The sequence below is a fragment of the Bradyrhizobium hereditatis genome, assembly GCF_020329435.1.
GTDB classification, from domain to species: Bacteria; Pseudomonadota; Alphaproteobacteria; order Rhizobiales; family Xanthobacteraceae; genus Bradyrhizobium; species Bradyrhizobium hereditatis.
The window spans coordinates 16,658-41,444 of the sequence record NZ_JAGKJK010000021.1 but is presented as its reverse complement, the minus strand read 5'-3'; the positions used below and the strand labels follow the sequence as shown (position 1 = coordinate 41,444).

Below are 24,787 nucleotides of genomic sequence, written 5' to 3'. Positions count from 1 at the left end.
GCTTAGCTCCTCGCAATGACGGTGGAGGCAACTAATGTCCCACGCGCCGCGCTTTCATCGTCTCGCCATCAACGACCTCCGCCGCGAGGCCGCCGACGCGGTGTCCATGACCTTCGCCATCCCGATGGAGCTGGAGGACGACTATAGCTTCACCCCCGGCCAATACCTCACGCTGCGGACGACGATGGATGGTGAAGAGGTGCGCCGTTCCTATTCGATCTGCTCCGGACCCGACGACGGCGAGCTGCGAATCGCCCTGAAGAAGGTCGATGGCGGCGCGTTCTCGAACTGGGCGGCGGAGGAACTGAAAGCCGGCGACGAACTCGACGTGATGACGCCGACCGGCCGCTTCGGCGTCGCGCATGCGCCCGACGAGGCGAGGGTGTATGTCGGCTTTGCCGCAGGCAGCGGCATCACGCCGGTCCTCTCGATCATCAAGGGCGTGCTCGCCCGCGAGCCGCACAGCCGCTTTTTCCTGTTCTACGGTAACCGCACGACATCGAGCATGCTGTTCCTCGAAGAGCTGGAGGAACTGAAGGACCGCTTCATGCAGCGGTTTTCACTCTTTCATGTGATCTCGGGCGAGGAGCAGGACATTCCGATTCTGCACGGCCGGCTCGACGGCGAGAAGGTGCGCGTGCTGTTGCGCTCCCTGGTGCCGGCGGCGAGCGTCGATCACGTCTTCATCTGCGGCCCGATGGGCATGAGCGAGGACATCGAGGCGACCTGCCGCGACATCGGCATCCCCGAGGATCGCATTCACGTCGAGCGCTTCGTCTCGGAGTTCGGCGGCAAGCCGCGTCCGAAGAAGATTGTCGAGCCGTCGGCGCCGCCGAAAGCTGTGGCATCCCTGATTATCGACGGCAAGCGGCGCGAGGTGCCCGTTGCCGAAGGTGAAGCGATCCTGGACGCCGCCTTGCGCGCCGGCATGGATCTGCCGTTCGCCTGCAAGGGCGGCATGTGCTCGACCTGCCGCGCCAAGCTGGTTGAAGGCGACGCAGAGATGGAGGTCAATTATTCGCTGGAGCCGTGGGAGCTGAAGGCAGGCTTCATCCTGACCTGCCAGGCACGGCCATGTTCGGACAAGGTCGTGGTCGATTACGATCATGTCTAGGGAAAACCGTGGTCGTTGACACCCTTGGTGCTTCGACCCAACACGAAGTAACTTCGTAAAGAGGCCGTTCAAACAGGCCCGTACGCACAGGGAGAGAACGTCGTGGAACCGTCTCGCAGAGCGGGTTATCAGCTATGAACGTCGCGCTTTCGCCGGATGAGATCGCCCGAGCCTGCGCGGATGCGATGTGGAAGGAAGACGACGCCAGCAAGGGCCTCGGCATGAAGATTGTCGAGATCAAGCCCGGGCAGGCGACGCTGACGATGACGGTCGCTCCGCACATGGTCAACGGCCAGCGCATCGCCCATGGCGGCTTCATTTTCCTGCTCGCTGATTCCACCTTCGCCTTTGCCTGCAACTCCCGCAACGAACGCGCCGTCGCCGCGCAATGCGACATCACCTTCATCCGGCCGGGCAAGCTCGGCGACGTGCTGGTCGCGACCGCGCGCGAAGTTTCGCGCAACGGCAGGTCAGGTATCTACGACGTCCGCGTCACCGCCGGCGATGTCGTGATCGCCGAGTTCCGCGGCCATTCCCGCACCATCGCGGGCACCTGGCTGCCGGATGCGGACGGCTCAGCCACGCAAGAATAGCAACAAGGGAAACGCGTCATGGCCATGGCAAGATTGAAGTCCAGTGGAAGTGGCTACCATCCCGAACTGGATGAAGCCGAACGCGCCTCGCGCGACGAGATCATGGCGCTGCAGACCAAGCGCCTCACTTGGTCGCTCAAGCACGCCTATGACAACGTCGCGCATTACAGGAAGGCGTTCGATGCAGCCGGCGTGCATCCCTCCGATTTCAAACAGCTTTCCGATCTCGCCAAATTCCCGTTCACGGTGAAGACCGACCTTCGCGACAACTATCCCTTCAACATGTTCGCGGTCCCCCGCGAAAAGCTGGTCCGTGTTCATGCTTCCTCGGGCACGACGGGCAAACCGATCGTGGTCGGCTATACGCAAGGAGATATCGATATCTGGTCGGATGTGATGGCGCGCTCGATCCGCGCCGCCGGCGGCCGCACCGGCATGATCATTCACAATGCCTATGGCTACGGCCTGTTCACCGGCGGCCTCGGAGTGCACTACGGCGCCGAAAAGCTCGGCTGTACCGTGGTGCCTATCTCCGGCGGCATGACCGAGCGGCAGGTGCAACTGATCAACGATTTCAGACCCGACATCATTACGGTGACGCCAAGCTACATGCTGGCGATTCTCGACGAGTTCAAACGGCAGGGTCTCGATCCCCGAAAATCCTCGCTGAAGTTCGGCATCTTCGGCGCCGAGCCCTGGACCAACGCGATGCGCGCGGAGATCGAGCAGGCCTTCGACATGGACGCAACCGATATTTACGGGCTGTCGGAAGTCATCGGCCCCGGCGTCGCACAGGAATGCGTGGAGACCAAAGACGGCCTGCACATCTGGGAGGATCACTTCTATCCGGAAGTGATCGATCCCGACACCGGTAGATTGCTGCCGGATGGCGAGAAGGGCGAACTGGTATTCACTTCGCTCACCAAGCAGGGCTTTCCGATCATCCGTTATCGCACGCGCGACCTGACACGGCTGCTGCCGGGCACGGCGCGGCCGGGCATGCGGCGCATGGAGAAGGTGACGGGTCGTTCCGACGACATGATCATCTTGCGCGGCGTCAACGTATTTCCGACCCAGATCGAGGAGGCGCTGCTGGCGACCGACTGGTGCGGTGGCCACTTCATCATCGAACTGACGCGGGAAGGGCGGATGGACGAGATGACCGTGCTCGCCGAAGCCCGGCCCGAATGCTGGGACGCCGGCGGCCTGGAGGCGCATGCCGAGAAAGTCTCGGTCTTCATCAAGAACACCATCGGCATCACCGCCCGCATCAAGGCAGTGGCGCCCGACACGCTGGAACGTTCGCTCGGCAAAGCCAAACGGGTTTACGACAAGCGGCCGAAAGGATAACTCCTGCTGGAATGAGTGAGCAGGAAGGCCGCGATGCCGGTTGCCAAAGACGTTAAGCCCTTTACAGCGCAGGCCCGCTGCGTCCGTCTGCTTTCGAAGGTCGCCGACGCTGCCTCACTCGCGCCCGTGATCGAAACGCGCGCGCTGTCGCGTGGCGAAAACGATCTGCTGATCGACATCAAGGCCGCGGCCATCAACCCGTCGGATGTCAAGGCGGCAACCGGGCTGATGCCCTATGCGATCTTTCCGCGCACGCCGGGGCGCGATTATGCGGGCATCGTGATTGACGGGCCGGAAGGGTGGATCGGGCGCGAGGTGTTCGGCTCGTCCGGGGATCTCGGCATTCGCCGCGACGGCACCCACGCTACCCATCTCGTGGTCGAGGCGGACGCCGTGGTTGAAAAGCCGAAGAGTCTTTCATGGGAGGAGGCCGCCGGTATCGGCGTGCCCTTTGTGACCGCAATGGAAGGCTTGCACCGCGCCGGTGTTCCGAAGGCCGGGGAGACCGTGCTGGTCATGGGGGTCAATGGCAAGGTCGGGCAGGCGGCGACGCAGATCGCGAGCTGGCGTGGCGCGCGCGTCATCGGCGTGGTGCGCAAGAGCGAGCCGTATGAAGGCCATGCCAGTTCGCCGGTCGAGGTGATCGACGCTTCGGCAACCGACATCGCGGGACGTGTACGCGAGCTAACGGACGGCAGGGGCGCTGACATCGTCTTCAATACCGTCGGTGATCCCTATTTTCAGGCCGCGCACAACTCGCTCGGCATACGCGGGCGGCAGATCCTGATCGCGGCGATCGACCGCATCGTGCAGTTCAATATTCTCGAATTCTACCGCGGCCAGCACACCTATGTCGGCATCGACACGCTCGGCCTGTCGTCGGTCGCGACCGGCGTGGTACTGCGGGAACTCGGCGCCGGCTTTGCCAGCGGCCATCTCAAGCCGTTCCCGATCAAGCCGAGCGCGATGTATCCGCTGGAACAGGCGAAGGCCGCCTTCGTTGCAGTCGCCGGCTCCTCACGGGACCGCGTGATCCTGAAGCCCTCGGCTTGAAGATAGCTGCCTTCTTTTTTGCGTGGAAAGCAAAACTCTCCTGCTTCGGGCGAGAAGCAGCATCTTTGTTCCCTGAGTTCGCTGTCGGGCGAGAGATTAATTCTCCGCAGCGGCAGGCCGTGGACGGACCTATGCTTCCAACGTATTAGCAGCACGGAAATTGCTTCCTATTTGAGCCGTGATGGCCGCCTTTTGCGGCGCATAGAGCGGGGACATGCCGGTGCTGGACGGTAGCAACATCATTGTCATCAGCGGATTACTGATCGGTCTCATCTACGGATCGGTCGGATTGTTGAGCGGGTTTTGCCTGCTCTCTAGCCTTCGCGGTTTCTGGGCCGAGGGAGACGGCCGGCTGGTGCGCACCTATGCGCTTGCGATCGGCGTTGCCGTCGCTGCGACGCAATTGCTGGCGGCCGCCGGCCTCGCCGACATCGGCAAGTCGATCTATCTGCAGCCATCCTTCTCCGCGCCGGTGATGTTCTTCGGCGGCCTCCTGTTCGGTTACGGCATGGTGCTGTCGAACGGCTGCGGCTCCCGCGCGCTGGTGCTGCTCGGGCGCGGCAATCTTCGTTCCTTCCTGGTGGTCGTCGTGCTGGCGATCTTCGCGCAGATGACATTGAAAGGCCTGATCGCCCCGGCCCGCATCGCGATGGTCGGCGCATCGCAGACCACGGCGAATGCCAACTCCGTGCCTGCGCTGTTTGCGGCCGCCGGCCTTGACGCAACAGCCGCGCGAATGCTGGCGGCCTCGATCATTTCGGCGGCGCTGATCATCTTCGCCTTTGCGCACCCGGCCTTCCGCCGTTCGCCAGGGCAGATCGCAGCCGGTCTCATCGTCGGCGTTCTGGTGGCGGCTGGCTGGTTCGCGACCGGCTATCTCGGCGCCGACGATTTCAATCCTGTGCCGGTGACCTCGCTCACCTTCATCGCGCCGATCGCGGACGCGTTGCAGTACATCATGCTGTCGACGGGCTCGACGCTGAATTTCGGGATTGTCACCGTGTTCGGTGTCTTTGCCGGCAGCCTCGTCACTGCGCTGGTGACCGGCCGTTTTCAGCTCGAAGGTTTTCAATCGCCGCGCCACATGCTGCGCTCCGGCGGCGGCGCCGCGCTGATGGGTATCGGCGGCGTGATGGCATTCGGCTGCTCGATCGGGCAGGGGCTGACCGGCTTCTCCACTCTGGCGCTGGCATCCCTGATCGCCTTCGCCGGCATCCTCGTCGGCACCGCCGCGGGCCTGCGCGGCGCGTTGCGGGTGCGCCCGCTGGCGGCGGCCTAATCCGCCGCCTTCGTCACAATCCGGATTTTCGACGTCAGCGTCCGGTGCACCGGGCACTTGTCCGCGATCTCCATCAGCCGTGCGCGCTGGTCGGCGTCGAGCGCGCCCTCGATCGAAATGACGCGGTCGATCTGATCCAGCATGCCTTCCCGCGTTTCGCACTCCTCGCAATCCCTCGCGTGGATCTTGCTGTGCTTGAGCGTCACCGTGACGCGCTCGAGCGGCAGCGATTTTCGATCGGCATACATCCGCATCGTCATCGACGTGCAGGCGCCAAGGCCCGCGAGCAGGAAATCATACGGTCCGGGTCCGCTGTCCTGCCCGCCCAGGGCCACGGGCTCATCCGCCACCATTTCATGGGGGCCTGCGGTGACGATCTGCTGGAACTTGCTGTTGCGGGTTTCGCGCACCATGACGTTGCGCGGTGCTTCGCTCGCGGCGGAAACAGGCTGCGCGGCGACGGTCTCGATGTAGCGCCCGGCCCACGCAGCGATGACGTCGGCGACGTAGGCGCCATCGCTCCTGTTGCTGAGGAGATGATCGGAGCCTGACAGCGATACGAAGCTCTTGGGATGCTTGGCGGCGACAAATATCTTCGTCGCGTTGTCGATGCCCACCGTCTCATCGGTGGGGGAATGCATCACCAGCAGCGCTTTGTGAAGATTTGCGATATGCGCCGCCAGGCTGTGCTCGCCGACGTCGTCGAGGAATTCGCGTTTGACGTGGAAGGCCCGCCCGGCGAGCTGAACCTCCACCTTGCCGTGCGTGCGGATGTCCTCGATCCGGTCCCTGAAAAGATGCGTGACATGCACAGGATCGGAAGGCGCAGCGATCGTGACGACAGCCTTTGCTTCCGGAATCTGTCCGGCGGCGGCGAGGATCGCAGCTCCCCCGAGGCTATGACCGATCAGTAGCGTCGGCGCTGCGCGGGTTTCTCGCAGATGGGTCGCGGCGCGGACGAGGTCGGCCACATTGGAAGTGAAGGTCGAGTTGGCGAATTCGCCTTCGCTGGCGCCGAGGCCGGTGAAGTCGAAGCGCAGCACCGCAATTCCTTTGGCGGCAAGCGCGGTCGCAATGCGCTTGGCCGCCAGCACGTCCTTGCCGCAGGTGAAGCAATGCGCGAACAGCGCGTAGGCGTGGATGGGCCCGTCTGGAAGATCGAGCGAAGCGGCGAGCTGATGGCCGCCCTCGCCGGTGAATTGAAAGCGTTCAGTCGACATGGCTGTTCCCCCTGATTGGTGCTAGTCGCTTGAGTATCTCTGCTCGGCCCATGGGTCGCCGCGGTTATGGTAGCCGCGGACTTCCCAATAGCCGGGCTTGTCTTCCGCGAGAAACTCGATGCCTTGCAGCCATTTCGCGCTTTTCCAGAAATAGAGATGCGGCACGACGAGCCGCACCGGGCCGCCATGCTCCTGCTCCAGCGGCGTGCCGGACCAGCTATGGGCGAGCAACGCGTCCTCGGCCGCGAAATCTTCCAACGCCAGGTTAGTCGTGTAGCCGTCATGGCAATGCAGCACCACGAACCGCGCTTCCTCGCGGGGACGGCAGGCATCGAGCAGATCGCGCGTCGCCAGCCCCTCCCATTGATTGTCGTAGCGCGACCACGTGGTGACGCAGTGGATGTCGGACAAAAACCTGCTCTGCGGCTGCGCGGTGAACTCCGAGAAGTCCCAGAATAGCGTCGCCTCGACCGCGCCATAAACGTCGAGCCGCCAGTGCTCGCGAGAGATGTTCGGCGTCAAACCGAGATCGAGCGTCGGCCAATCCTTGGTGAGATGCTGACCGGGCGGCAGGCGTGATTCCTCGGGCCGCGCAACCTTGCCGGTCAGGAATTTTCCCTCGCGCGCCCAGCGCTGCTTGCTGCGCGTCAGCTTGCTTTCCGGCGGCGGCTCGTTCTCATCAGCCATGTCTGAAATAGCTATTCGTGGCGATGCATTGCGGACGCATGTTTAGTGTCACACATCGTGACATAGATGAGGAGCGAGAGGAAGATCACACCGCTGGGATAATAATAGGACCAGTAACAGCTATTTGGGCGCCCTCGGATCGATCGGCGTCGTGCGGCCAAGGTCCAAAATATCCTCCAGCACCTTGGCGCCGGCGAGCAATTGCGCCTCGCCGCGCGGCGGCGCGACCACCTGCAGTCCGACCGGCAGGCCGGAGGCGGTGAAGCCGCAAGGCATCGATAGCGCGGGACAACACACCAACGTGATCGCATAGACGATGCCGAGCCATTCGACGTAATTGTCGAATTTCTTGCCGGCGCATTCGGCCACATAGCGGTTCTCGACCGGGAAGGGCGGCACGATCGTCGCGGGCGTGAGCAATAGATCGTATTTGTCGAAAAATTCCAGCGTCCGCGCGCTCATCGCGACGCGCTGCGCCTCGGCGCGTTCGAGCTGCTCAACCGTCAGCTTGAGGCCTTCCTCGATATTCCAGATCACTTCGGGCTTGAGCAGATCGCGTTTGGTGCGGAGTAGCGTCGCCTTTGAGAGCGCAAAGTCGAACGCGCGCAGCACGTGGAAGCATTCATGGGCCTCGCGCAGGTCGGGGTGGGCCTCCTCGACAATGACACCTAGCTCGGCAAAGCGCTGTGCCGCCTTGCGGGTGACCGCGGCGACCTCGGGATCAACCGGCGTGATGCCGAGGTCGGGCGAAAAGGCGACGCGCTTCGGCTTGTTGCCGGAACGCGCGGCGGACAGAAACGATGTCGGCAACACCGGCAGCGACAGCGGATCGCCGGGATGCTCGCCGCTCATGGCATCTAATAGCAGCGCGACGTCTTCGACATTGCGCGCCATTGGCCCCTGGACGCCGAGATTACGGTCGACCGCCGCGATCACCGTATGCGCGACGCGGCCGATGCTCGGCCGCAAGCCGACGATGCCGCAGAAGCTTGCGGGATTGCGAAGCGAGCCGCCCATGTCGGAGCCGTGCGCGAGCCAAGCCGTGCCGGTGGCAAGCGCAACCGCCGCGCCGCCCGAAGAGCCGGCGGCCGAGCGCGAGGTGTCCCAGGGATTGCGCGTCGGGCCGAACACTTCGTTGAAGGTATTGGCGCCGGCGCCGAATTCCGGCGTGTTGGACTTGGCGTAGATCACGCCGCCATTGTTTTCGAGATGCTCGACTAGGATGTCCGACTTGGCCGGGATGGCATCCTTGTAGATCGGCGAGCCCTGCGTGGTCAGGACGCCGGCGACATTGGTGAGGTCCTTGATCGGGATCGGAAGCCCCGCGAGCAGCCCGCGCTCGCTGACCGGCCTCTTCATCAGCACGGTGGCGTGCTTTCGGGCGCGCTCGAAGCACAGCGTCGGCAGCGCGTTGACCTTGCCGTCGACCTCGGCAATCCGCTGTTCCAGCACGTCGAGCAGGTCGAGCGGCGTGACTTCACCAGATTTCAGCTTGCCGACAATGGCAATCGCCGTCTCTCGCACCAGCCCTTGATCAATCACTTCGCCATCTCCGCTCGTTTTGTTCTTGTTGGTCGCAGATGGTGCTGTAAAACATTTTCCGGCAAAGTGGAAACGCATGGAAGTTGTGACCGACCGGAGATATTGCATGACGACGTTGTTTTCAGCGCTGGACTGGCGCGCCATGAGCCAGGAGGAGCGCGACCTCGGCCTCAACAATGGCGTCGCGGTGCCCGGCAGCGTCGACATGATCGCTGGCTGGGAGCAGCGCTCCGCCGAGCTGCGCAAGCGTTTCCCTGACCACATCGATTTGAGCTACGGGCCGCGCGAGCGCAACCGGATCGATTTTCTGAAGGCAGCGGACAACGCGCCGACGCTGCTGTTCATCCACGGCGGTTACTGGCAGGCACGGACGAAAGAGGTTTTTACCGTCGTTGCCGAAGGGCCGATGGCGCATGGTATCAATGTGGCCATGATCGGCTACACGCTGGCGCCGGAGGCAACGCTCGACGAGATCGTCGCCGAAATCCACGCGGGCATTGATTACCTCACTGGCCAGTTGCCCACGCTTGGCGCCGCTGCCAGCGGCATCGTGGTATCAGGCTGGTCCGCCGGCGGGCATCTGACCGCGATGGCGCTGTCGCATCCGAAGGTGCGGGCGGGCATGGCGATCTCTGGCATTTACGATCTCGAACCTGTCAGACATTCCTATCTCAACGAGAAGCTGAAGGCCGATGAAGCAACGTCGCGCCGCAACTCCCCGATGCTTCACGAGGGCGGACCATTGAAGCCATTGTCGCTGGTGGTCGGCAGCGCCGAGCTGCCGCTGTTGCGCAAGCAGACCGCCGACTTCGCCGGTCACCGCGCCAGATATGGCCTGCCGGTGACGTATGAGGAAATTCCCGGCGCGAACCATTTCACCATCGTGTACGAGATGATGTCGCCGAGGGGAAGGATCACGACGCTGATCCGGCAATTGTTCGAGCGGACGACGGGTTGAGTATCGCGCTGACGACCGCCGACCCTCATGGTGAGGAGGCGCGACAGTGCCGTCTCGAACCATGCAGGCCTCGACAGTGTCCGCGGAGCATCCTTCGAGACGCATCGCTTCGCAATGCTCCTCAGGATGACGTCGGTGTGTGTGGCGAGGCGACTAACTCCACCCCGACGTAAATCCGCCATCAACGGTAAAGATCACCCCCGACGTATATCCCGACCGATCCGACGCCAGGAACGCCATGAGATCGCCGATCTCGCGCGCATGTGCGGGCCTGCCGAGCGGCATGCCTTTCTGGAATTCCTTGTAGCGGTTCTCGTCGCCGAACTGGTTCTTGGCGCGCGTCTTCAAAAGCGTGACATGGCGGTCAGTGCCGACCGGACCGGGATTGATGCCGACCACACGGATATTGTCGGCGAGGCTTTTGCCGCCGAGCGCGCGGGTGAACGCCATCAGCGCGGCGTTGCCGGCGCTGCCGCAGATGTAGTTGGCGTCGAACTTTTCACCGGCAGCGCCGATATCGTTGATAATGACGCCGCCGCCACGCGCTTTCATCTGCGAGTAGATCGCGCGGGTGAGATTGATGTAACCGAACACCTTCAGTTCCCAGGCGTGGCGCCAGGTCGCCTCGTCGATCTTCTCGATCGAGCCGCCCGGGATATCACCGGCATTGTTGACGAGAATGTCGATTTCGGCGGCTTCTTTCGCAAGTCTTGCGATGTCCTCGCCCTTGCGCAGGTCGACGACGTGCGCCGTTGCGGCGATCTGGTGGGCCGAGCGCAGCCGCTCGGCAAGCGCCTTCAAGGCTTCGCCATTGCGAGCGGCCAGCATGACGTCGGCGCCTTCCTCGGCAAAGGCTTCGGCCGCGGCGGCGCCAATGCCCTTGGAGGCGCCGGTGATCAGGACGCGCTTGCCGCGCAGGTGCAAATCCATGGGAGTGCTCGCTTGGGTGAGGGGAGCTGAGTAAAGCCGACGAAATTGTTAGGCGTGGGGTATGGCGGCGGTCAACATTGCAGTGCAGCGTTGCGCAAGCGGCGGGTTTGGTCCATTGCATGGCGATCAAATAACCGGCATTAGCCCCTGACGAACAGGCAACGAACCTCTCAAGGAAACTCTCGATGAGCAGCGCCAAAAAGCAATACCGCGTCGCAGTCATTCCCGGCGATGGCATCGGCAAGGAAGTGATGCCCGAGGGTCTGCGCGTGCTCGAGGCGGCGGCAAAGAAGCACGGCGTTTCCGTCCAGTACGATCATTTCGATTTTGCCTCCTGGGACTATTACGAAAAGCACGGCGAGATGATGCCGGAGGATTGGAAGGCGAAGATCGGCAAGCACGACGCAATCTATTTCGGCGCGGTCGGCTGGCCGGCGAAAATTCCCGATCATATTTCCTTGTGGGGCTCGCTGATCAAGTTCCGCCGCGAGTTCGATCAGTATGTCAACCTGCGCCCGGTGCGGCTGATGCCCGGCGTGCCGTCTCCGCTCGCGGGCCGCAAGCCCGGCGACATCGATTTCTGGGTGGTGCGCGAGAACACGGAGGGTGAATATTCCTCGGTCGGCGGGCGCATGTTCCCGGATACCGACCGTGAATTCGTCACCCAGCAGACGGTGATGACGCGCACCGGCGTCGACCGCATCCTGAAATTCGCGTTCGATCTGGCGCAGTCGCGGCCGAAGAAGCACCTGACCTCGGCGACCAAGTCCAACGGCATCTCGATCACCATGCCCTATTGGGACGAGCGCGTGGAGGCAATGGCGAAGAAATACCCTGATGTGAAGTGGGACAAGTACCACATCGACATTCTCACTGCGAACTTTGTGCTGCATCCCGATTGGTTTGACGTCGTGGTCGGCTCGAATTTGTTCGGTGACATTCTTTCCGACCTCGGCCCGGCCTGCACCGGCACCATCGGCATCGCGCCATCGGGCAACATCAATCCGGAAGGCAATTTCCCTTCCGTTTTCGAGCCAGTGCACGGCTCCGCGCCTGATATCGCTGGCCAAGGCATCGCCAACCCGATCGGCATGATCTGGTCCGGCGCGATGATGATGGAGCACCTCGGCGAGAAGGCCACTGCGGCGTCGATCGTCGGCGCCATTGAGCGCACGCTCGCCGAGCGCACGCTGCGGACGCGCGATCTCGGCGGCAATGCGGATACGACCGCGTGCGGCAAGGCGGTCGCGGAGATGGTGGATTAGGCCAGACCCTATCGCTATTTTCCCTTCACGATGCGCCGGCAGTGCTCCCAGGCCGCCCGCAACAGGTTCTCGCTCGCTTCCGGCGTGCGGAACGCTGAATGCGCCGACAGCGTTACGTTGGGCAGCTTCGTCAAGGGATGATCCGCCGGTAGCGGCTCGATGTTGAAGACGTCGAGCCCGGCATGACGGATATGGCCGGATTGTAGCGCGTCGATCATGGCCCCTTCGTCGACGATAGCGCCGCGCGCAGTGTTCACCAGGATCACGCCGGGCTTCATGCCCTCGATGCAGGCGCGCGAGATCATGCCGCGCGTCTCGTCGTTGAGCAGCAGGTGGATCGAGATGACGTCGCTCTCGGTCAGGACTTCGTCGTAATCGAGGAACTCGACCTTGGGAAATTTCTTCGGCGTCCGGTTCCAGGCGATGACGCGCATGCCCGACCCGAGCGCAATCCGCGCGACTTCGGCTGCGATGCCGCCAAAGCCGATCAGGCCGAGCGTCTTGCCGGTGAGCTGCATGCCGTCGTCGCGCAGCCAGTTGCCGGCGCGAATGCCACGGTCCATCTTGGCGAGCCCACGCGCGCCTTCCCACATCAGCGCAATTGCGCATTCGGCTACCGCGGTATCGCCATAGCCCTTGATCAGGTGCACCTGGATGCCGAGCTCGGCGAGCTCTTCCGGGTTCATATAGCTGCGCGCGCCGGTGCCGAGAAACACGACGTGCTTCAGCCCTTTGCACTTCTTGGCGATGTCGGTCGGCAGTGCCGTGTGATCGACGATGGCGATCTCGGCGCCATCTAGAACCGCAGGATACTGATCCGACGTGATGTCGGGAACGCGGTGGATCCGCACCTCAGGATCTCCGGGCTCTTGCAGCCGCTCGAAGATCACGGCGAGCGATTCATTGGCGTCGACAAAAACTCCGCGCATGGTTTCCCCCAGTCTTGATTGTCAGGATGCGACGCCGGCGAGCGCCAGCACGGTATGCATCAGCACGTTGGCCCCCGCCGCGCAATCGGCCTGGGTCGCGTCCTCGAGTTCATTGTGGCTGATGCCGTCCTTGCAAGGGACGAACACCATCGCGGCCGGCATCACCGTGTTGAGATTGCATGCATCGTGGCCGGCGCCGGAGGTGATGCGGCGGTGCGAGTAGCCGAGCATTTTTGCGGCGTTCTCCACGGCATCCACCAGCTTCGGATCGAAATGCGTCGGCGGCTTGCGCCAGATCAGGTCGAACTGCATCTCGACCTTGCGCCGCGCCGCGATCTCGGCAATCGCGGCGCGCAGATCCCTGTCCAGCGCATCCATGATCGCCGCGTCCGCGCTGCGGCAATCGACCGTAAAGGCGATCTCGCCGGGAATGACGTTGCGCGAGGGGTTGGCGATCACGGCCTCGCCGATCGTGCCGACAGCGTTTGGTCCATGCTTCTTCGCAATCGATTCCATCGCCAGCACGATTTCCGACAGCGTTGCGAGCGCGTCGCGCCGCAGCGGCATCGGTGTCGAGCCGGCATGGCTCTCGAAGCCGGTGATCTTGCCGTCGTACCACAAGACGCCCTGACCGGAATCGACCACGCCGATGGTCTTGTTTTCAGCTTCGAGAATCGGACCCTGTTCGATGTGCAGCTCGACAAATCCTGAGAACTTCTGCGTTCCCACCGGCCGATCGCCGCGATAGCCGATGCTGTCGAGCGCCTGCGCCACCGTGACGCCGTCGGCATCCCTACGCGATAAAATGTCTTCGGTGGTGAAGTCGCCGACGTAAGCGGCTGAGGCCATCATCGCCGGCGCAAAGCGCGAGCCTTCCTCGTTGGTCCAGTTGCAGATGCAGATCGGCATCTCGGTTTCAATGCCGGCATCGTTCAGCGTGCGCACCACCTCCAGCGCCGCCAGCGTGCCGAGCACGCCGTCATATTTCCCGCCGGTTGGCTGCGTATCGAGGTGCGAGCCGAGGCCGATCGGGGCCTTCGACATGTCACGGCCCTTGCGCAGGCCGAACATCGAACCCAGCGCGTCGACATGCACTTCGAGCCCGGCGTCCTCGCAGGCCTTCCGGAACCAGTCGCGGACCTGCTTGTCCTCGGGACCCAGCGTCAGCCGGCGAACGCCACCTTTGGGCGTCGCGCCGAATTTGGCGGTTTCGTGGATAGTCCCCCACAGCCGGGCGGAATCGATCTGCAGGTTGGATCCGATTTTGGTCATGGGCTAGTTCCGGACGAGGGACGCAACAAGAGCCGCTTCAATGACGCGCTTGCGGCGGCGCGTCAACAATGACGCCGCCGCGCGCCAGGCTGGCCGCGATTTCGACCACGCGCTCGACCGCGACGGTGTCCGGGGAGGCGAGCCAGCTCGCGGAAAATGTCAGCGGCGCCAGTTGCAGGTTGGTCGACAGCAATTGCAGCCGTCCGTTTGCCATGTCGTCCTCGACAATCGCGGTCGGTATCAAGGCGATACCGAGGCCTTCGATCGCCATGTGGATGACGGTTGCGAGTGAGGCGCTGGCATGCAATCGGATCGGCGGCAGGTCGGGGCGGTTGAACAGCGAGCGCACGATCTCGTAGGGCTGGGTCCGGCGCGAGAATGTGATGATCGGGAATTTCGCCAGATCATGCAGCGTCAGCGCCTGCTTGCCGAGGCCAAGTGAGGGGCTTGCGGTGAAGCCCACCGGGTAATCGCACAGCGGGCGGTTATTGACCATTGGCGCTGTCAGCGGTCCGAGCACGAAAGCGAGTTCGATTTCCTGGGCGAGCAGCCGGTTGCGCAAATTCGAGGTGATGTCGACCTCGATCTCGAGCGATAGATTAGGGTAGGCGTGATTAACGCTCTTGATCAGCTGCGGCAGCCAGGTGTGCACGATGGTTTCGGCAACGCCGAGCCGCAGCACGCCGCGCATTGCCGAGCGGTCGCCGACAACCGCCAGCATTTCCGAGCGCAGCCCGATTAGCTTCTCGGCATAGACAAGCAATTGCCTTCCGCTCGGCGTTGGCAGCACCATGCGGCGATCGCGCTGCAGGAGTTTTACGCCGACCTCACGTTCGAGCTGCGCGATCCGCTGCGAGATCGCAGGCTGCGTCGTGTTGAGCTTCTGGGCGGCACCACGGAAGCTGCCGAGCGTGACCACCCACATGAAGGTTTCAATTGCCTTGAAATCGGTCATGCATCCTCTGCCCGCAGCTTGATAAGTCTGCTTTATCAAAGCCAATTAGAAAAGACGATTAGACATTATCTTAGCCATATGCCGGAGTAGATGTCGATAAGAATGGAAGCGGGGATCAACGATGATCAGCTCGGCGAGGAACGAACGACCCGGTCACGATACGGCGGATTTATCGCCAAGCGTCGCGGCCCGGCACGCCTGTCGCAACGGCATGGCCGCCACCACCGCTGGCGTCGCCAACGGATACGTCCAGGGCAATCTCGCGATTCTGCCGGAAAAACTCGCCGCCGCCTTCCACCGTTTCTGCCAGCTCAATCCCAAGCCATGCCCGATCATCGGCATGTCCGAGGTCGGCGACCCACGCATCCCCGCGCTCGGCATCGACCTCGACATCCGCACCGATCTGCCGCGCTACCGCGTCTGGCGCGACGGCGAAGTGGTGGAGGAGCCGACCGACATCATGGCGCATTGGCGCGACGATCTCGTCGTTTTCGTCATCGGCTGTTCCTATTCATTCGAGGAAGCATTGCTGGCGGACGGCCTGCCGATCCGCCACATCGAGCGCAAGCTGCGCGTGCCGATGTACCGCACCAACATCGCCTGCACCCCGGCAGGGCCGTTCGCAGGTCCGATGGTGGTTTCGATGCGGCCGTTCAAGCCGGCTGATGCAATTCGCGCGGTGCAGGTCACCTCGCGCTTTCCCGCCGTGCACGGCGCGCCGGTTCATCTCGGCCATCCGCACCTCATCGGCATCGCGGACATCAGCAAGCCCGATTACGGTGATGCAGTGCCGGTCGGCGCCGACGAAATCCCGGTGTTCTGGGCGTGCGGTGTCACGCCGCAATCGGTCATCCAGGCCGCAAAGCTGCCGTTCGCGATCACGCATTCGCCTGGACAGATGCTGGTGACCGATCTCCTGAACAAACAGCTTGCCGTGCTTTGATGCACTCCGTGCCGCGCATTGAGGCTTTACCGTAACCGTCAACCGTTTCATCGGTAGTTGCAGATCCAACAGAGGATATCGCCATGAACATCACGCGCCGAAATGTACTGCTTGGAGCCACTGCAGCCGCAGCGCTCGGACCCGCCGCGGTCCGCGCCCAGACTTCCGAAGTCGTGATCGGCGTGATCTATCCATTCTCCGGCGCCAGCGCGCAGATGGGCGTCGATGCGCAGAAGTCGTTCGAGACCGCGCTCGACATCATCAACAAGAACCATGATTTCGATCTGCCGCTGGCGAAGGGCGAGGGCTTGCCCGGCCTTGGCGGCGCAAAAATCCGCCTTGTCTTCGCCGACCACCAGGCCGATCCGCAGAAGGGCCGCGCCGAGACCGAGCGCCTGATCACGCAAGAGAAGGTCTGCGCCGTCATCGGCACCTATCAGAGCGCGGTCGCCGTCACTGTCAGCCAGATCTGCGAGCGTTATCAGGTGCCGTTCATCTCGGCGGACAATTCCTCGCCAAGCCTGCATCGCCGCGGCCTGAAGTTCTATTTCCGCGCCGCGCCCCATGACGAGATGTTCTCGGCCGCCATGTTCAACTTCTTCGACGCGATGAAGAAGAAGGGCACCAAGATCGACACGCTGGCGCTGTTCCACGAAGACACCATCTTCGGCACCGACTCCGCCAACACCCAGCTCAAGCTCGCTGCCGATCGCGGTTACAAGGTGATCTCCGACATCAAGTATCGCTCCAACTCGCCGTCATTGTCGGCGGAAGTGCAGCAGCTCAAGACCGCGAATGCCGACGTGCTGATGCCCTCAAGCTACACCACGGACGGCATCCTGCTGGTCAAGACCATGGCCGAGCTCGGCTACAAGCCGAACGCAATCGTCGCGCAGAACGCCGGCTTCTCCGAAAAGGCGCTCTATGACGCGGTCGGGGACAAGCTTGAAGGCGTGATCTCGCGCGGCAGCTTCTCGCTCGATCTTGCCGCCAAGCGGCCGATGGTCGGCAAGATCAACGCCATGTTCAAGGAGAAGTCGGGCAAGGACTTCAACGACCTGACGTCGCGTCAGTTCATGGGTCTCCTGGTGATGGCTGATGCGATCAACCGCGCCAAGTCGACCGACGGCGAAAAGATCCGCGAGGCGCTGGTTGCCACCGACATTCCGGGCGAGCAGACCATCATGCCCTGGAAGCGCGTCAAGTTCGACGAGATGGGCCAGAACAACGACGCCGACCCGGTGCTGCTGCAATATATCGGCGGCAAGTTCGTCACCATCTTCCCGCCGCAAGCCGCCATCGCCGAAGCCGTCTGGCCGATGAAATAGAATGCAGCGCTTCCACCATCCCGCAGCACCGGTCCTCATCCTGAGGAGCGCGCCTTTGCGCGCGTCTCGAAGGATGGCCGCGAGTGCGCTTTTGCCGCCATCCTTCGAGACGCTTGCTTCGCAAGCTCCTCAGGATGAGGACCTGTACTTGGAGCAGCAGCCATGACAGCCGAAGCCATCATCCAAAGCCTGGCGAGCGGTCTTTTGATGGGCCTGCTCTACGGCCTCATTGCCGTCGGCCTGGCGCTGATCTTCGGCCTGATGGACGTCGTGAACTTCGCTCACGGCGAATTTCTGATGATCGCGATGTACGCGACGTTCTTCCTGTTCATGTTCTTCGCGATCGACCCCTTGCTGTCGGCGCCGCTGGTCGCCGCGGCGCTGTTCGTATTCGGGGCCGTCGTCTACCTGCTGATAGTCCGCTTTGCCGTGCGTGCGAAAGCCAATGCCGGCATGGTGCAGATCTTCTCGACCTTCGGCCTTGCCATCGTCATGCGCGGTCTGGCGCAGTACTTCTTCACGCCGGACTACCGCAGCGTCACGCATTCATGGCTCGGCGGCAAGACGGTCTCGGTGGCCGGCATCTTCCTGCCCGTGCCGCAGCTGGTAGGCGCGCTGATTGCGATTGCGGCCTTCGGCGCGCTCTATCTCTTTATCAATCGCACTGACTTTGGCCGCGCGCTGGAGGCGACCCGCGAAGACGCCGGCGCGGTGGCGCTGGTCGGGATCGACAAGAACAAGGTGTTTGCGCTCGGCTGGGGCTTGGGAGCGGCGCTGGTCGGGCTGTCTGGCGCAGTCATGGCGATCTTCTTCTACATCTATCCCGACGTCGGCGCGTCCTTTGCGCTGATCGCCTATGTAACGGTGGCGCTGGGCGGCTTCGGCAGCGTGTTCGGCGCCTTCGCCGGCGGCATCGTCGTCGGCCTCGTCGAGGCGACGACCGCGCTGATCCTGCCGCCCTCGCTCAAGGCGGTCGGCATCTACGCCGTCTATCTCCTGGTCGTCTTCATCCGCCCGCGCGGCCTGTTCGGATCGATGTGATGGATACCGCTTTCGCAGAACGCCGCCGCCGCGACCTCATCGTCGCATCCGTTCTCGCTGCGATCGCGGCGACCGTCCCGCTGTTCGTCAAGGACGTCTACGTTCAGAACATCATGGTGCTGACGCTGATGTGGGGCGCACTGTCGCAGAGCTGGAATATTCTTTCCGGCTATTGCGGACAGATCTCGCTCGGTCACGCGCTCTATTTCGGCATTGGGGCCTATACGACCGCGCTGCTGTTCACCAAGTTCGGCGTGCTGCCGTGGTTCGGCATGCTCGGCGGCGGCGTGATCTCCGCACTCATTGCGATGGCGCTCGGCTATCCCTGCTTCCGCCTGCGCGGGCATTACTTCGTCATCGCCACCATTGTCATCGCCGAAATCGGCCTGCTGCTTTTTCACAACTGGGATTGGGCTGGCGCGGCGATGGGCATCGAGATTCCCGCGCGCGGCGATAGCTGGCTGAAATTCCAGTTCCCACGCAGCAAGCTGCCGTACTTCTACTTCGCGCTGGTGCTGGCCTGCGTCGCCTGGTTCGTCACCTGGTGGCTGGAGGACTCCAAATGGGGCTATTGGTGGCGCGCGGTAAAGGACAATCCGGAAGCGGCTGAAAGCCTCGGCGTCGACGTGTTCAATTCCAAGATGGGCGCGGCGGCGGTATCGGCGTTCCTGGTCGCGGTCGGTGGCAGCTTCTATGCGCAGTTCGTCTACTTTATCGATCCCGAGAGTGTGATGGGCTTTCAGTTTTCGCTGCTGATGGCGCTGCCCGCGGTGCTGGGAGGCATCGGCACGTTGTGGGGGCCGATGCTGGGCGCGGTCATATTGATCCCGATCACCGAACTGACGCGGTCCTATGTCGGTGGCTCCGGCCGCGGTGTCGACCTGATCGTCTATGGCGGCCTGATCATCGCGATCTCGCTGGTGCGCCCGCAGGGGCTGATCGGCCTGTTCTCGTTCAAGCAACTGGCCAGACTCAAACAACTGGCCAGGCTGTTTGCTCCCAAGCGCAAGGAGGTGGCCCGATGACGACGCCTCTTCTGGAAACCCGCGGCGTCTGGCAGCGCTTCGGTGGCTTGGTCGCCAACAGCGACGTCTCGATCTCGGTCGGGCGCGGCGAGATCGTCGGCCTGATCGGCCCGAACGGTGCCGGCAAGTCGACGCTGTTCAATCTGATCGCGGGCGTGCTGCCGCCCACGCAAGGCACGATCATCTTCGACGGCGAGGATGTCACGGCGCTACCGGCAGCCGAACGTTGCCAGCGCGGGATAGGCCGCACCTTCCAGGTCGTCAAAAGCTTCGAGACCATGACCGTGATCGACAACGTCATCGTCGGCGCGCTGGTTCGCACCACTGTGATGCGCGATGCCCGCCGTAGGGCGTATGAGGTACTGGAGTTTTGCGGTCTCGGGCCGCGCGCCGACGTGCTTGCCAGCGATCTCGTCCCGTCCGAAAAGCGACGGCTTGAGGTGGCGCGGGCGCTGGCGACCGAACCGAAGCTGCTGCTGCTTGACGAGGTGCTCACGGGGCTGACGCCGGTCGAAGCCAAGACCGGCGTCGAGCTGGTGCGCAAGGTGCGCGATAGCGGCGTCACCGTGCTGATGGTCGAGCATGTCATGGAAATCGTGATGCCGCTGGTCGACCGCGCCATCGTGCTCGATCTCGGCAAGGTGCTGGTCGAGGGCAAGCCCGCCGACGTCGTCCGCGATCCCAAAGTCATCACCGCTTATCTCGGAGACCGTCATGCTGTCGGTGCATGAAGTCACCACCGCCTATCAGGGCCTGGTCGCGATCTCGGCGGTTTCGATCGAAGTGGCGAAAGGCGAAATCGTCTGCGTCGCCGGCGCCAACGGCGCCGGCAAGTCGACGCTGCTGAAATCGATCGCCGGCGCGGAGCGTCCGCGTTCCGGCACCGTGACGTTCGACGGCGCCCGGATCGACGGCATAGCGCAGCACATCATCACCTCGCGCGGCATCGCCTATGTGCCTGAGAACCGCAGGCTGTTTCCGCGCCTGTCGGTGCGCGACAATTTGAGGCTCGGCAGCTATCTCTATCGCGGCCAAGCCAATCGCGAGGAACCGCTCAATCTCGTATTCAAGCTGTTTCCGCGCCTTGAGGAGCGGCTGGAGCAGCGCGCCGAGACGCTCTCCGGCGGCGAGCAGCAGATGCTCGCGATCAGCCGTGCGCTGATGACGCGGCCGCGGCTCTTGATGCTGGACGAGCCGTCGCAGGGGATCATGCCAAAACTGGTCGACGAAATCTTCCAGGCGGTGAAGCGCATCCGCGACGCCGGCATGACTGTGCTGATCGTCGAGCAGCGCATGTCCGAGTGCCTGGAAATCGCCGACCGCGCCTACATCCTGCAGACGGGGCGCGTGTTGATGCAGGGCAGTGCGGCGGAGATCGGCGTCAATCCGGATGTAAGGAAGGCGTATCTGGGGCTGTGATGCCGTAGGATGAGTAGAGCGAAGCGAAACCCATCAATTCATTGCGCGAAGAGATGATGGGTTTCGCTGCGCTCCACCCATCCTACGAGTGCCCATGCTCCGGCAGCGTCAGCCCGAACACCTTCGTCAAATCCTGCACTTGCGCCGGCGACAGATACCGCGGGTTCAATCCGCGCAGCAGAAGGTAGAGCCTCGCCGTCTCCTCCAGCTCCTCCATCGCAAACACCGCAGCTTCCAGCGTGTCGCCTGAAACCACCGGGCCATGGTTGGCGAGCAGCACGGAGGAGTATTTCCCGGCCAGCCCCTTGATCGCGTCGGCGACTGCGGGATCGCCTGGCCGGTAATACGGCACGAGCGCGGTGTGGCCGCATTTCATCAGATAATAAGGTGTCATCGGCGGCAGCGCGGCGCGGGGATCGATCTCGGGCAGCATCGACAGCGCCACCGAATGGGTGGAATGCAGATGCACGATGGCGCGGGCCGCGCTTCGGCTCTGGTAGAGCGCGGTGTGCAGCGGCACTTCCTTGGTCGGCGCATCGCCCGAAACCAGCCGTCCATCGGACCCGAGCCGTGACATCCGTGCCGGGTCGAGGAAGCCGAGCGAGGCGTTGGTCGGCGTCACCAGCCAGCCGCCATCGTCGAGTTTCACGCTGATATTGCCGGAGGAGCCCGGCGTCAGCCCGCGCTCGAACAGCGAACGGCCGAGGCGGCAGATTTCCTCGCGAATCCTGGTTTCGCTCATATCAGTATTCCGGCGACATCCCGATTTTTGTCTTGTCTCACGCTTTGGCAGCGCGGCCAAGCCGTGATACCCAGAGGCAAACCTGCCAAGAAATGTCGAGGAACCGCCGCATGCCTGAATCCACAAAACCGCGCGTTGCCGTCATCGGGCTGGGCTCGATGGGCTATGGCATGGCGACATCGCTGCGCCGCGCTGGCCTCGAAGTTACCGGCTGTGACGTTTCGGCTGATACAGTCAAGCGGTTCGTTGCCGATGGCGGCAAGGGTGCCGGCACCCCGGCAGAAGCGGCGAAATCGGCCGATATCGTCGTCAGCGTTGTCGTCAACGCTGCCCAGACCGAGACCATCCTGTTCGGTCTCAATGGCGTTGCCGAAACCCTCGGCAAGGGCGCGGTATTCATCTCCTCCGCCACGATGGACCCCGATATCGCCCGCCGGCTCGCCAAACAGTTGGAGGAAACGGGGCGGCACTACCTCGACGCGCCGATTTCCGGCGGTGCGCAGCGCGCGGCGCAGGGCGAGCTCACGATCCTTGCATCCGGCAGCCCGGCGGCCTTCGCCAAGGCGCGTCCCGCGCTGGATGCGATGGCCGCCAAACTCTACGAGCTCGGCGACGACGCCGGGCAGGGCGCGGCGTTCAAGATGATCAACCAGTTGCTCGCCGGCGTGCACATTGCCGCCGCCTCGGAGGCGATCGCATTCGCCGCCAAGCAAGGCCTCGACATTCGAAAAGTCTATGAGGTGATCACGGCCTCCGCCGGCAATTCCTGGATGTTCGAGAACCGCATGCCGCATGTGCTCGACGGCGATTACACACCGCGCAGCGCGGTGGAGATTTTCGTCAAAGACCTCGGCATCATCCAGGACATGGCGCGCTCGCAGAAATTCCCGGTGCCGGTTGCGGCCGCCGCGCTGCAGATGTTTCTGATGACGGCTGCCGCCGGCATGGGCCGCGACGACGATGCCTCGGTGGCGCGGATGTATGCCCGCGTCACCGGCACGCATCTGCCCGGCGAGCCGAATTAGAGCCAAGATCAAGTAGAGGACCGTCGATGCCGCGTTTTGCCGCCAATCTCTCCATGATGTTCACTGAAGTGCCGTTCCTCGACCGCTTCGAGGCGGCGGCAAAAGCGGGCTTCACCTCGGTCGAATTCCTGTTTCCCTACGATCATCCGGCCGAAGTTGTTGGCGAGCGGCTGAAGAACAACGACCTGACGCAGGCGCTGTTCAACCTGCCGCCGGGCAACTGGGATGCCGGTGAAAAAGGCTTTGCCGCGCTGCCGGAGCGCTTTGACGATCTAAAGCGCAGTCTGGAGACGGCATTGCCCTATGCCAAGGCGACCGGCGTCAAGCGGCTGCATCTGATGGCCGGCATCGCCAGCCGCAGCGATGCGAAGGCGGTCGAGCAGTTCTACAAATCGGTGGCATGGGCCGCGGAATTCTTCGCGCCGCATGGGCTCAATGTCGTGATCGAGCCGATCAACCCGCGCAACGTACCGGGATATTTCCTCAACGATTTCGGCTTCGCGCGCGATTTGATCACCGAACTGAAAATCCCGAACCTGAAACTGCAATTCGACATCTATCACTGCCAGATCATTCATGGCGACGTCACCATGCGGCTCCGCGAGATGATGCCGATCATCGGTCACGTTCAGATCGCCAGCATTCCCTCGCGCAACGAGCCCGATGGCGAAGAGCTGAACTATCCGTTCCTGTTCACTGAACTCGACCGGCTCGGCTATGGCGGCTTCGTCGGCTGCGAATATAACCCGCGCGGCAAGACCACCGATGGCCTCGCCTGGTTCAAGCCCTATGCCGGAGCAAAGCCGTGAAACTGTCTTTGGGCTGCATCGCCGACGACTATACCGGCGCTTCCGACCTCGCCAACACGCTGACCCGTCAGGGCCTGCGCACGGTGCAGACCATCGGCGTGCCGCCGGATGATCTGGCGCTGCCCGAGGTCGATGCAGTCGTCGTCTCGCTGAAGAGCCGCTCGATCGAGGCGGCCGTAGCGGTTGAGCGTTCGCGCGCGGCGGAGAAATGGCTGCGCGGCCGCGGCGCGGGCCACGTGCTGTTCAAGATCTGCTCGACCTTCGATTCCACCGACGCCGGCAATATCGGCCCGGTCATGGATGCGCTGCGTGCCGACGCAGGCGATACGATCGTGCTGGTGACGCCGGCGTTTCCGGAGACCGGCCGCACTGTCTATCAGGGCAATTTGTTCGTCGGTTCTGTGCCGTTGAACGAAAGCCCGCTGAAGGATCATCCGCTCAACCCGATGCACGACTCCAACCTGGTGCGGGTGCTGGCGCGACAGAGCCGAACCCAAATCGGCCTGGTCGATCTCGCAACGCTCTCGCGCGGCGCGGAGGCGGTCCGCGGGCGGCTCTCCGATCTCGCGGGCAAGGGCATAGGGGCTGCGATCATCGACGCGGTTTTCGACCGCGATCTGGAGACGATCGGCGCGGTGGCGCTGGATCACCGCGTGTCGGTCGGTGCATCAGGCATCGGCCTCGGTCTCGCACGGGCGCTGGTCGCCTCCGGCAAAGTCAAAGCAACTTCCGCAGGGGCTGCAACCGGCGCGCCGGTCGGTGGGCCGGCGGCATGCCTGGCCGGAAGCTGCTCGCAGGCGACGCTGGCGCAGATCGCCAACGCTGAAAAGTCCATGGCTGTGCTGCATCTCGACCCCGAGCAGATCATCGCCGGCCCCAATGAAGCGCGCCGCGCGCTGGCCTGGGCGAGCGCGCGAATCACAGACGGCCCGATCCTGATCGCCAGCAGCTCGACACCGGATCAGGTCGCAGCTCTGCAATCTCGTCATGGCCGCGATGCAGCCGGGCATGCCATCGAGCAGGCGATGGCGGATATCGCGGAAGGACTGGTGCGGTCGGGCGTCCGGCGACTGGTGGTCGCAGGTGGTGAAACTTCAGGCGCCGTCGTCGATCGCCTGCGCATTCCGGGATTCCTCGTGGGCCAGGAAATCGCTGCAGGAGTGCCGGTTTTGCGCGCGGTGGGCTCCGACAAGAGCGAAATGCTGCTTGCCCTGAAGTCGGGCAATTTCGGCGGACCTGAGTTCTTTTCCGATGCGCTGAAGCTGATGCGCTGATCGGTTCATCGGCGCACAGCTATGGGCGAGCTCA

24 protein-coding genes are annotated in these 24,787 nt (G+C 63.2%); 16 read left to right on the top strand and 8 right to left on the bottom strand.

All coding sequences use genetic code 11. The annotated features are described in order from the left end of the window. Nucleotides 1-34 precede the first annotated feature (34 nt). From paaE to J6524_RS32645, 5 genes are all read left to right on the top strand, one after another. Nucleotides 35-1,114: a 1,2-phenylacetyl-CoA epoxidase subunit PaaE gene (paaE, locus tag J6524_RS32665; protein WP_225678011.1), complete on the top strand. Its 1,080-nt coding sequence runs from the start codon at nucleotides 35-37 to the stop codon at nucleotides 1,112-1,114. A 134-nt stretch (nucleotides 1,115-1,248) separates the two neighbouring features. Beyond that, a complete protein-coding gene (gene paaI, locus J6524_RS32660; RefSeq protein WP_225678010.1) occupies nucleotides 1,249-1,707 on the top strand; it encodes a hydroxyphenylacetyl-CoA thioesterase PaaI in 459 nt (152 codons plus the stop codon). Nucleotides 1,708-1,725: 18 nt separating this feature from the next. After that, on the top strand, nucleotides 1,726-3,057 hold the full coding sequence (gene paaK, locus J6524_RS32655; RefSeq protein ID WP_225678009.1) for a phenylacetate--CoA ligase PaaK: 1,332 nt from the start codon (nucleotides 1,726-1,728) through the stop codon (nucleotides 3,055-3,057). Between the two features lie 33 nt (nucleotides 3,058-3,090). Beyond that, nucleotides 3,091-4,110 (top strand): quinone oxidoreductase family protein, encoded by a 1,020-nt coding sequence (locus J6524_RS32650; protein ID WP_225678008.1) that lies wholly within the window; start codon nucleotides 3,091-3,093, stop codon nucleotides 4,108-4,110. Between the two features lie 214 nt (nucleotides 4,111-4,324). Then, complete coding sequence (locus J6524_RS32645; protein WP_225678007.1) at nucleotides 4,325-5,389, top strand: YeeE/YedE family protein; 1,065 nt, start codon at nucleotides 4,325-4,327, stop codon at nucleotides 5,387-5,389. Here the strand turns inward: J6524_RS32645 and J6524_RS32640 are convergent. From J6524_RS32640 to J6524_RS32630, 3 genes are all read right to left on the bottom strand, one after another. Next, nucleotides 5,386-6,609, bottom strand: a complete 1,224-nt coding sequence (locus J6524_RS32640) for a bifunctional alpha/beta hydrolase/OsmC family protein (RefSeq protein WP_225678006.1) — start codon at nucleotides 6,607-6,609, stop codon at nucleotides 5,386-5,388. The genes J6524_RS32645 and J6524_RS32640 overlap by 4 nt on opposite strands. Before the next feature lie 21 nt (nucleotides 6,610-6,630). After that, nucleotides 6,631-7,296: a sulfite oxidase-like oxidoreductase gene (locus J6524_RS32635; protein WP_225678005.1), complete on the bottom strand. Its 666-nt coding sequence runs from the start codon at nucleotides 7,294-7,296 to the stop codon at nucleotides 6,631-6,633. A 120-nt stretch (nucleotides 7,297-7,416) separates the two neighbouring features. Continuing rightward, nucleotides 7,417-8,838, bottom strand: coding sequence for an amidase (locus J6524_RS32630; RefSeq protein WP_225678004.1), 1,422 nt, complete (start codon nucleotides 8,836-8,838; stop codon nucleotides 7,417-7,419). A 106-nt stretch (nucleotides 8,839-8,944) separates the two neighbouring features. Here J6524_RS32630 and J6524_RS32625 point away from each other — a divergent pair, with 106 nt between their 5' ends. After that, nucleotides 8,945-9,796, top strand: coding sequence for an alpha/beta hydrolase (locus tag J6524_RS32625; RefSeq protein WP_225678003.1), 852 nt, complete (start codon nucleotides 8,945-8,947; stop codon nucleotides 9,794-9,796). A gap of 153 nt (nucleotides 9,797-9,949) precedes the next feature. On the opposite strand, the gene J6524_RS32620 is transcribed toward J6524_RS32625, so the two are convergent. Further along, complete coding sequence (locus J6524_RS32620; RefSeq protein ID WP_225678002.1) at nucleotides 9,950-10,726, bottom strand: SDR family oxidoreductase; 777 nt, start codon at nucleotides 10,724-10,726, stop codon at nucleotides 9,950-9,952. Between the two features lie 185 nt (nucleotides 10,727-10,911). Between J6524_RS32620 and J6524_RS32615 the strand changes: the two genes are divergently transcribed. Further along, nucleotides 10,912-11,991 (top strand): tartrate dehydrogenase, encoded by a 1,080-nt coding sequence (locus tag J6524_RS32615; RefSeq protein WP_225678001.1) that lies wholly within the window; start codon nucleotides 10,912-10,914, stop codon nucleotides 11,989-11,991. Between the two features lie 14 nt (nucleotides 11,992-12,005). Here the strand turns inward: J6524_RS32615 and J6524_RS32610 are convergent, their stop codons facing one another. The 3 genes from J6524_RS32610 to J6524_RS32600 are packed head-to-tail and all read right to left on the bottom strand — an operon-like array spanning nucleotide 12,006 to nucleotide 15,147. Beyond that, entirely contained in the window at nucleotides 12,006-12,920 is a 915-nt protein-coding gene (locus J6524_RS32610) for an NAD(P)-dependent oxidoreductase (protein ID WP_225678000.1), read from the bottom strand. Nucleotides 12,921-12,941: 21 nt separating this feature from the next. Continuing rightward, a complete protein-coding gene (locus tag J6524_RS32605; RefSeq protein ID WP_225677999.1) occupies nucleotides 12,942-14,192 on the bottom strand; it encodes a Zn-dependent hydrolase in 1,251 nt (416 codons plus the stop codon). A gap of 37 nt (nucleotides 14,193-14,229) precedes the next feature. Beyond that, nucleotides 14,230-15,147, bottom strand: coding sequence for a LysR family transcriptional regulator (locus tag J6524_RS32600; RefSeq protein WP_225677998.1), 918 nt, complete (start codon nucleotides 15,145-15,147; stop codon nucleotides 14,230-14,232). A gap of 121 nt (nucleotides 15,148-15,268) precedes the next feature. Between J6524_RS32600 and J6524_RS32595 the strand changes: the two genes are divergently transcribed. From J6524_RS32595 to J6524_RS32570, 6 genes are all read left to right on the top strand, one after another. Next, nucleotides 15,269-16,090, top strand: a complete 822-nt coding sequence (locus tag J6524_RS32595) for a putative hydro-lyase (protein ID WP_225677997.1) — start codon at nucleotides 15,269-15,271, stop codon at nucleotides 16,088-16,090. An 83-nt stretch (nucleotides 16,091-16,173) separates the two neighbouring features. After that, nucleotides 16,174-17,418 (top strand): ABC transporter substrate-binding protein, encoded by a 1,245-nt coding sequence (locus J6524_RS32590; RefSeq protein WP_225677996.1) that lies wholly within the window; start codon nucleotides 16,174-16,176, stop codon nucleotides 17,416-17,418. 162 nt (nucleotides 17,419-17,580) lie between these two features. Further along, on the top strand, nucleotides 17,581-18,459 hold the full coding sequence (locus tag J6524_RS32585; protein WP_225677995.1) for a branched-chain amino acid ABC transporter permease: 879 nt from the start codon (nucleotides 17,581-17,583) through the stop codon (nucleotides 18,457-18,459). After that, complete coding sequence (locus J6524_RS32580) at nucleotides 18,459-19,484, top strand: branched-chain amino acid ABC transporter permease (protein ID WP_225677994.1); 1,026 nt, start codon at nucleotides 18,459-18,461, stop codon at nucleotides 19,482-19,484. The genes J6524_RS32585 and J6524_RS32580 overlap by 1 nt, the downstream gene beginning before the upstream one ends. Next, on the top strand, nucleotides 19,481-20,215 hold the full coding sequence (locus J6524_RS32575; RefSeq protein ID WP_225677993.1) for an ABC transporter ATP-binding protein: 735 nt from the start codon (nucleotides 19,481-19,483) through the stop codon (nucleotides 20,213-20,215). The genes J6524_RS32580 and J6524_RS32575 overlap by 4 nt, the downstream gene beginning before the upstream one ends. Next, nucleotides 20,199-20,903 (top strand): ABC transporter ATP-binding protein, encoded by a 705-nt coding sequence (locus tag J6524_RS32570; RefSeq protein ID WP_225677992.1) that lies wholly within the window; start codon nucleotides 20,199-20,201, stop codon nucleotides 20,901-20,903. The genes J6524_RS32575 and J6524_RS32570 overlap by 17 nt, the downstream gene beginning before the upstream one ends. Nucleotides 20,904-20,985: 82 nt before the next feature. Here J6524_RS32570 and otnC read toward each other — a convergent pair whose 3' ends face one another. Continuing rightward, the gene (otnC, locus tag J6524_RS32565) at nucleotides 20,986-21,645 is read right to left on the bottom strand and encodes a 3-oxo-tetronate 4-phosphate decarboxylase (RefSeq protein ID WP_225677991.1); all 660 of its coding nucleotides are present in this window, start codon (nucleotides 21,643-21,645) and stop codon (nucleotides 20,986-20,988) included. A 32-nt stretch (nucleotides 21,646-21,677) separates the two neighbouring features. On the opposite strand from otnC, the gene ltnD reads away from it, so the two are divergent. The 3 genes from ltnD to otnK are packed head-to-tail and all read left to right on the top strand — an operon-like array spanning nucleotide 21,678 to nucleotide 24,753. Then, the gene (gene ltnD, locus J6524_RS32560) at nucleotides 21,678-22,670 is read left to right on the top strand and encodes an L-threonate dehydrogenase (RefSeq protein WP_312002520.1); all 993 of its coding nucleotides are present in this window, start codon (nucleotides 21,678-21,680) and stop codon (nucleotides 22,668-22,670) included. A 26-nt stretch (nucleotides 22,671-22,696) separates the two neighbouring features. Beyond that, nucleotides 22,697-23,479, top strand: a complete 783-nt coding sequence (otnI, locus tag J6524_RS32555) for a 2-oxo-tetronate isomerase (RefSeq protein ID WP_225677990.1) — start codon at nucleotides 22,697-22,699, stop codon at nucleotides 23,477-23,479. Further along, nucleotides 23,476-24,753, top strand: a complete 1,278-nt coding sequence (gene otnK / locus J6524_RS32550; RefSeq protein WP_225677989.1) for a 3-oxo-tetronate kinase — start codon at nucleotides 23,476-23,478, stop codon at nucleotides 24,751-24,753. The genes otnI and otnK overlap by 4 nt, the downstream gene beginning before the upstream one ends. Nucleotides 24,754-24,787 lie beyond the last annotated feature (34 nt).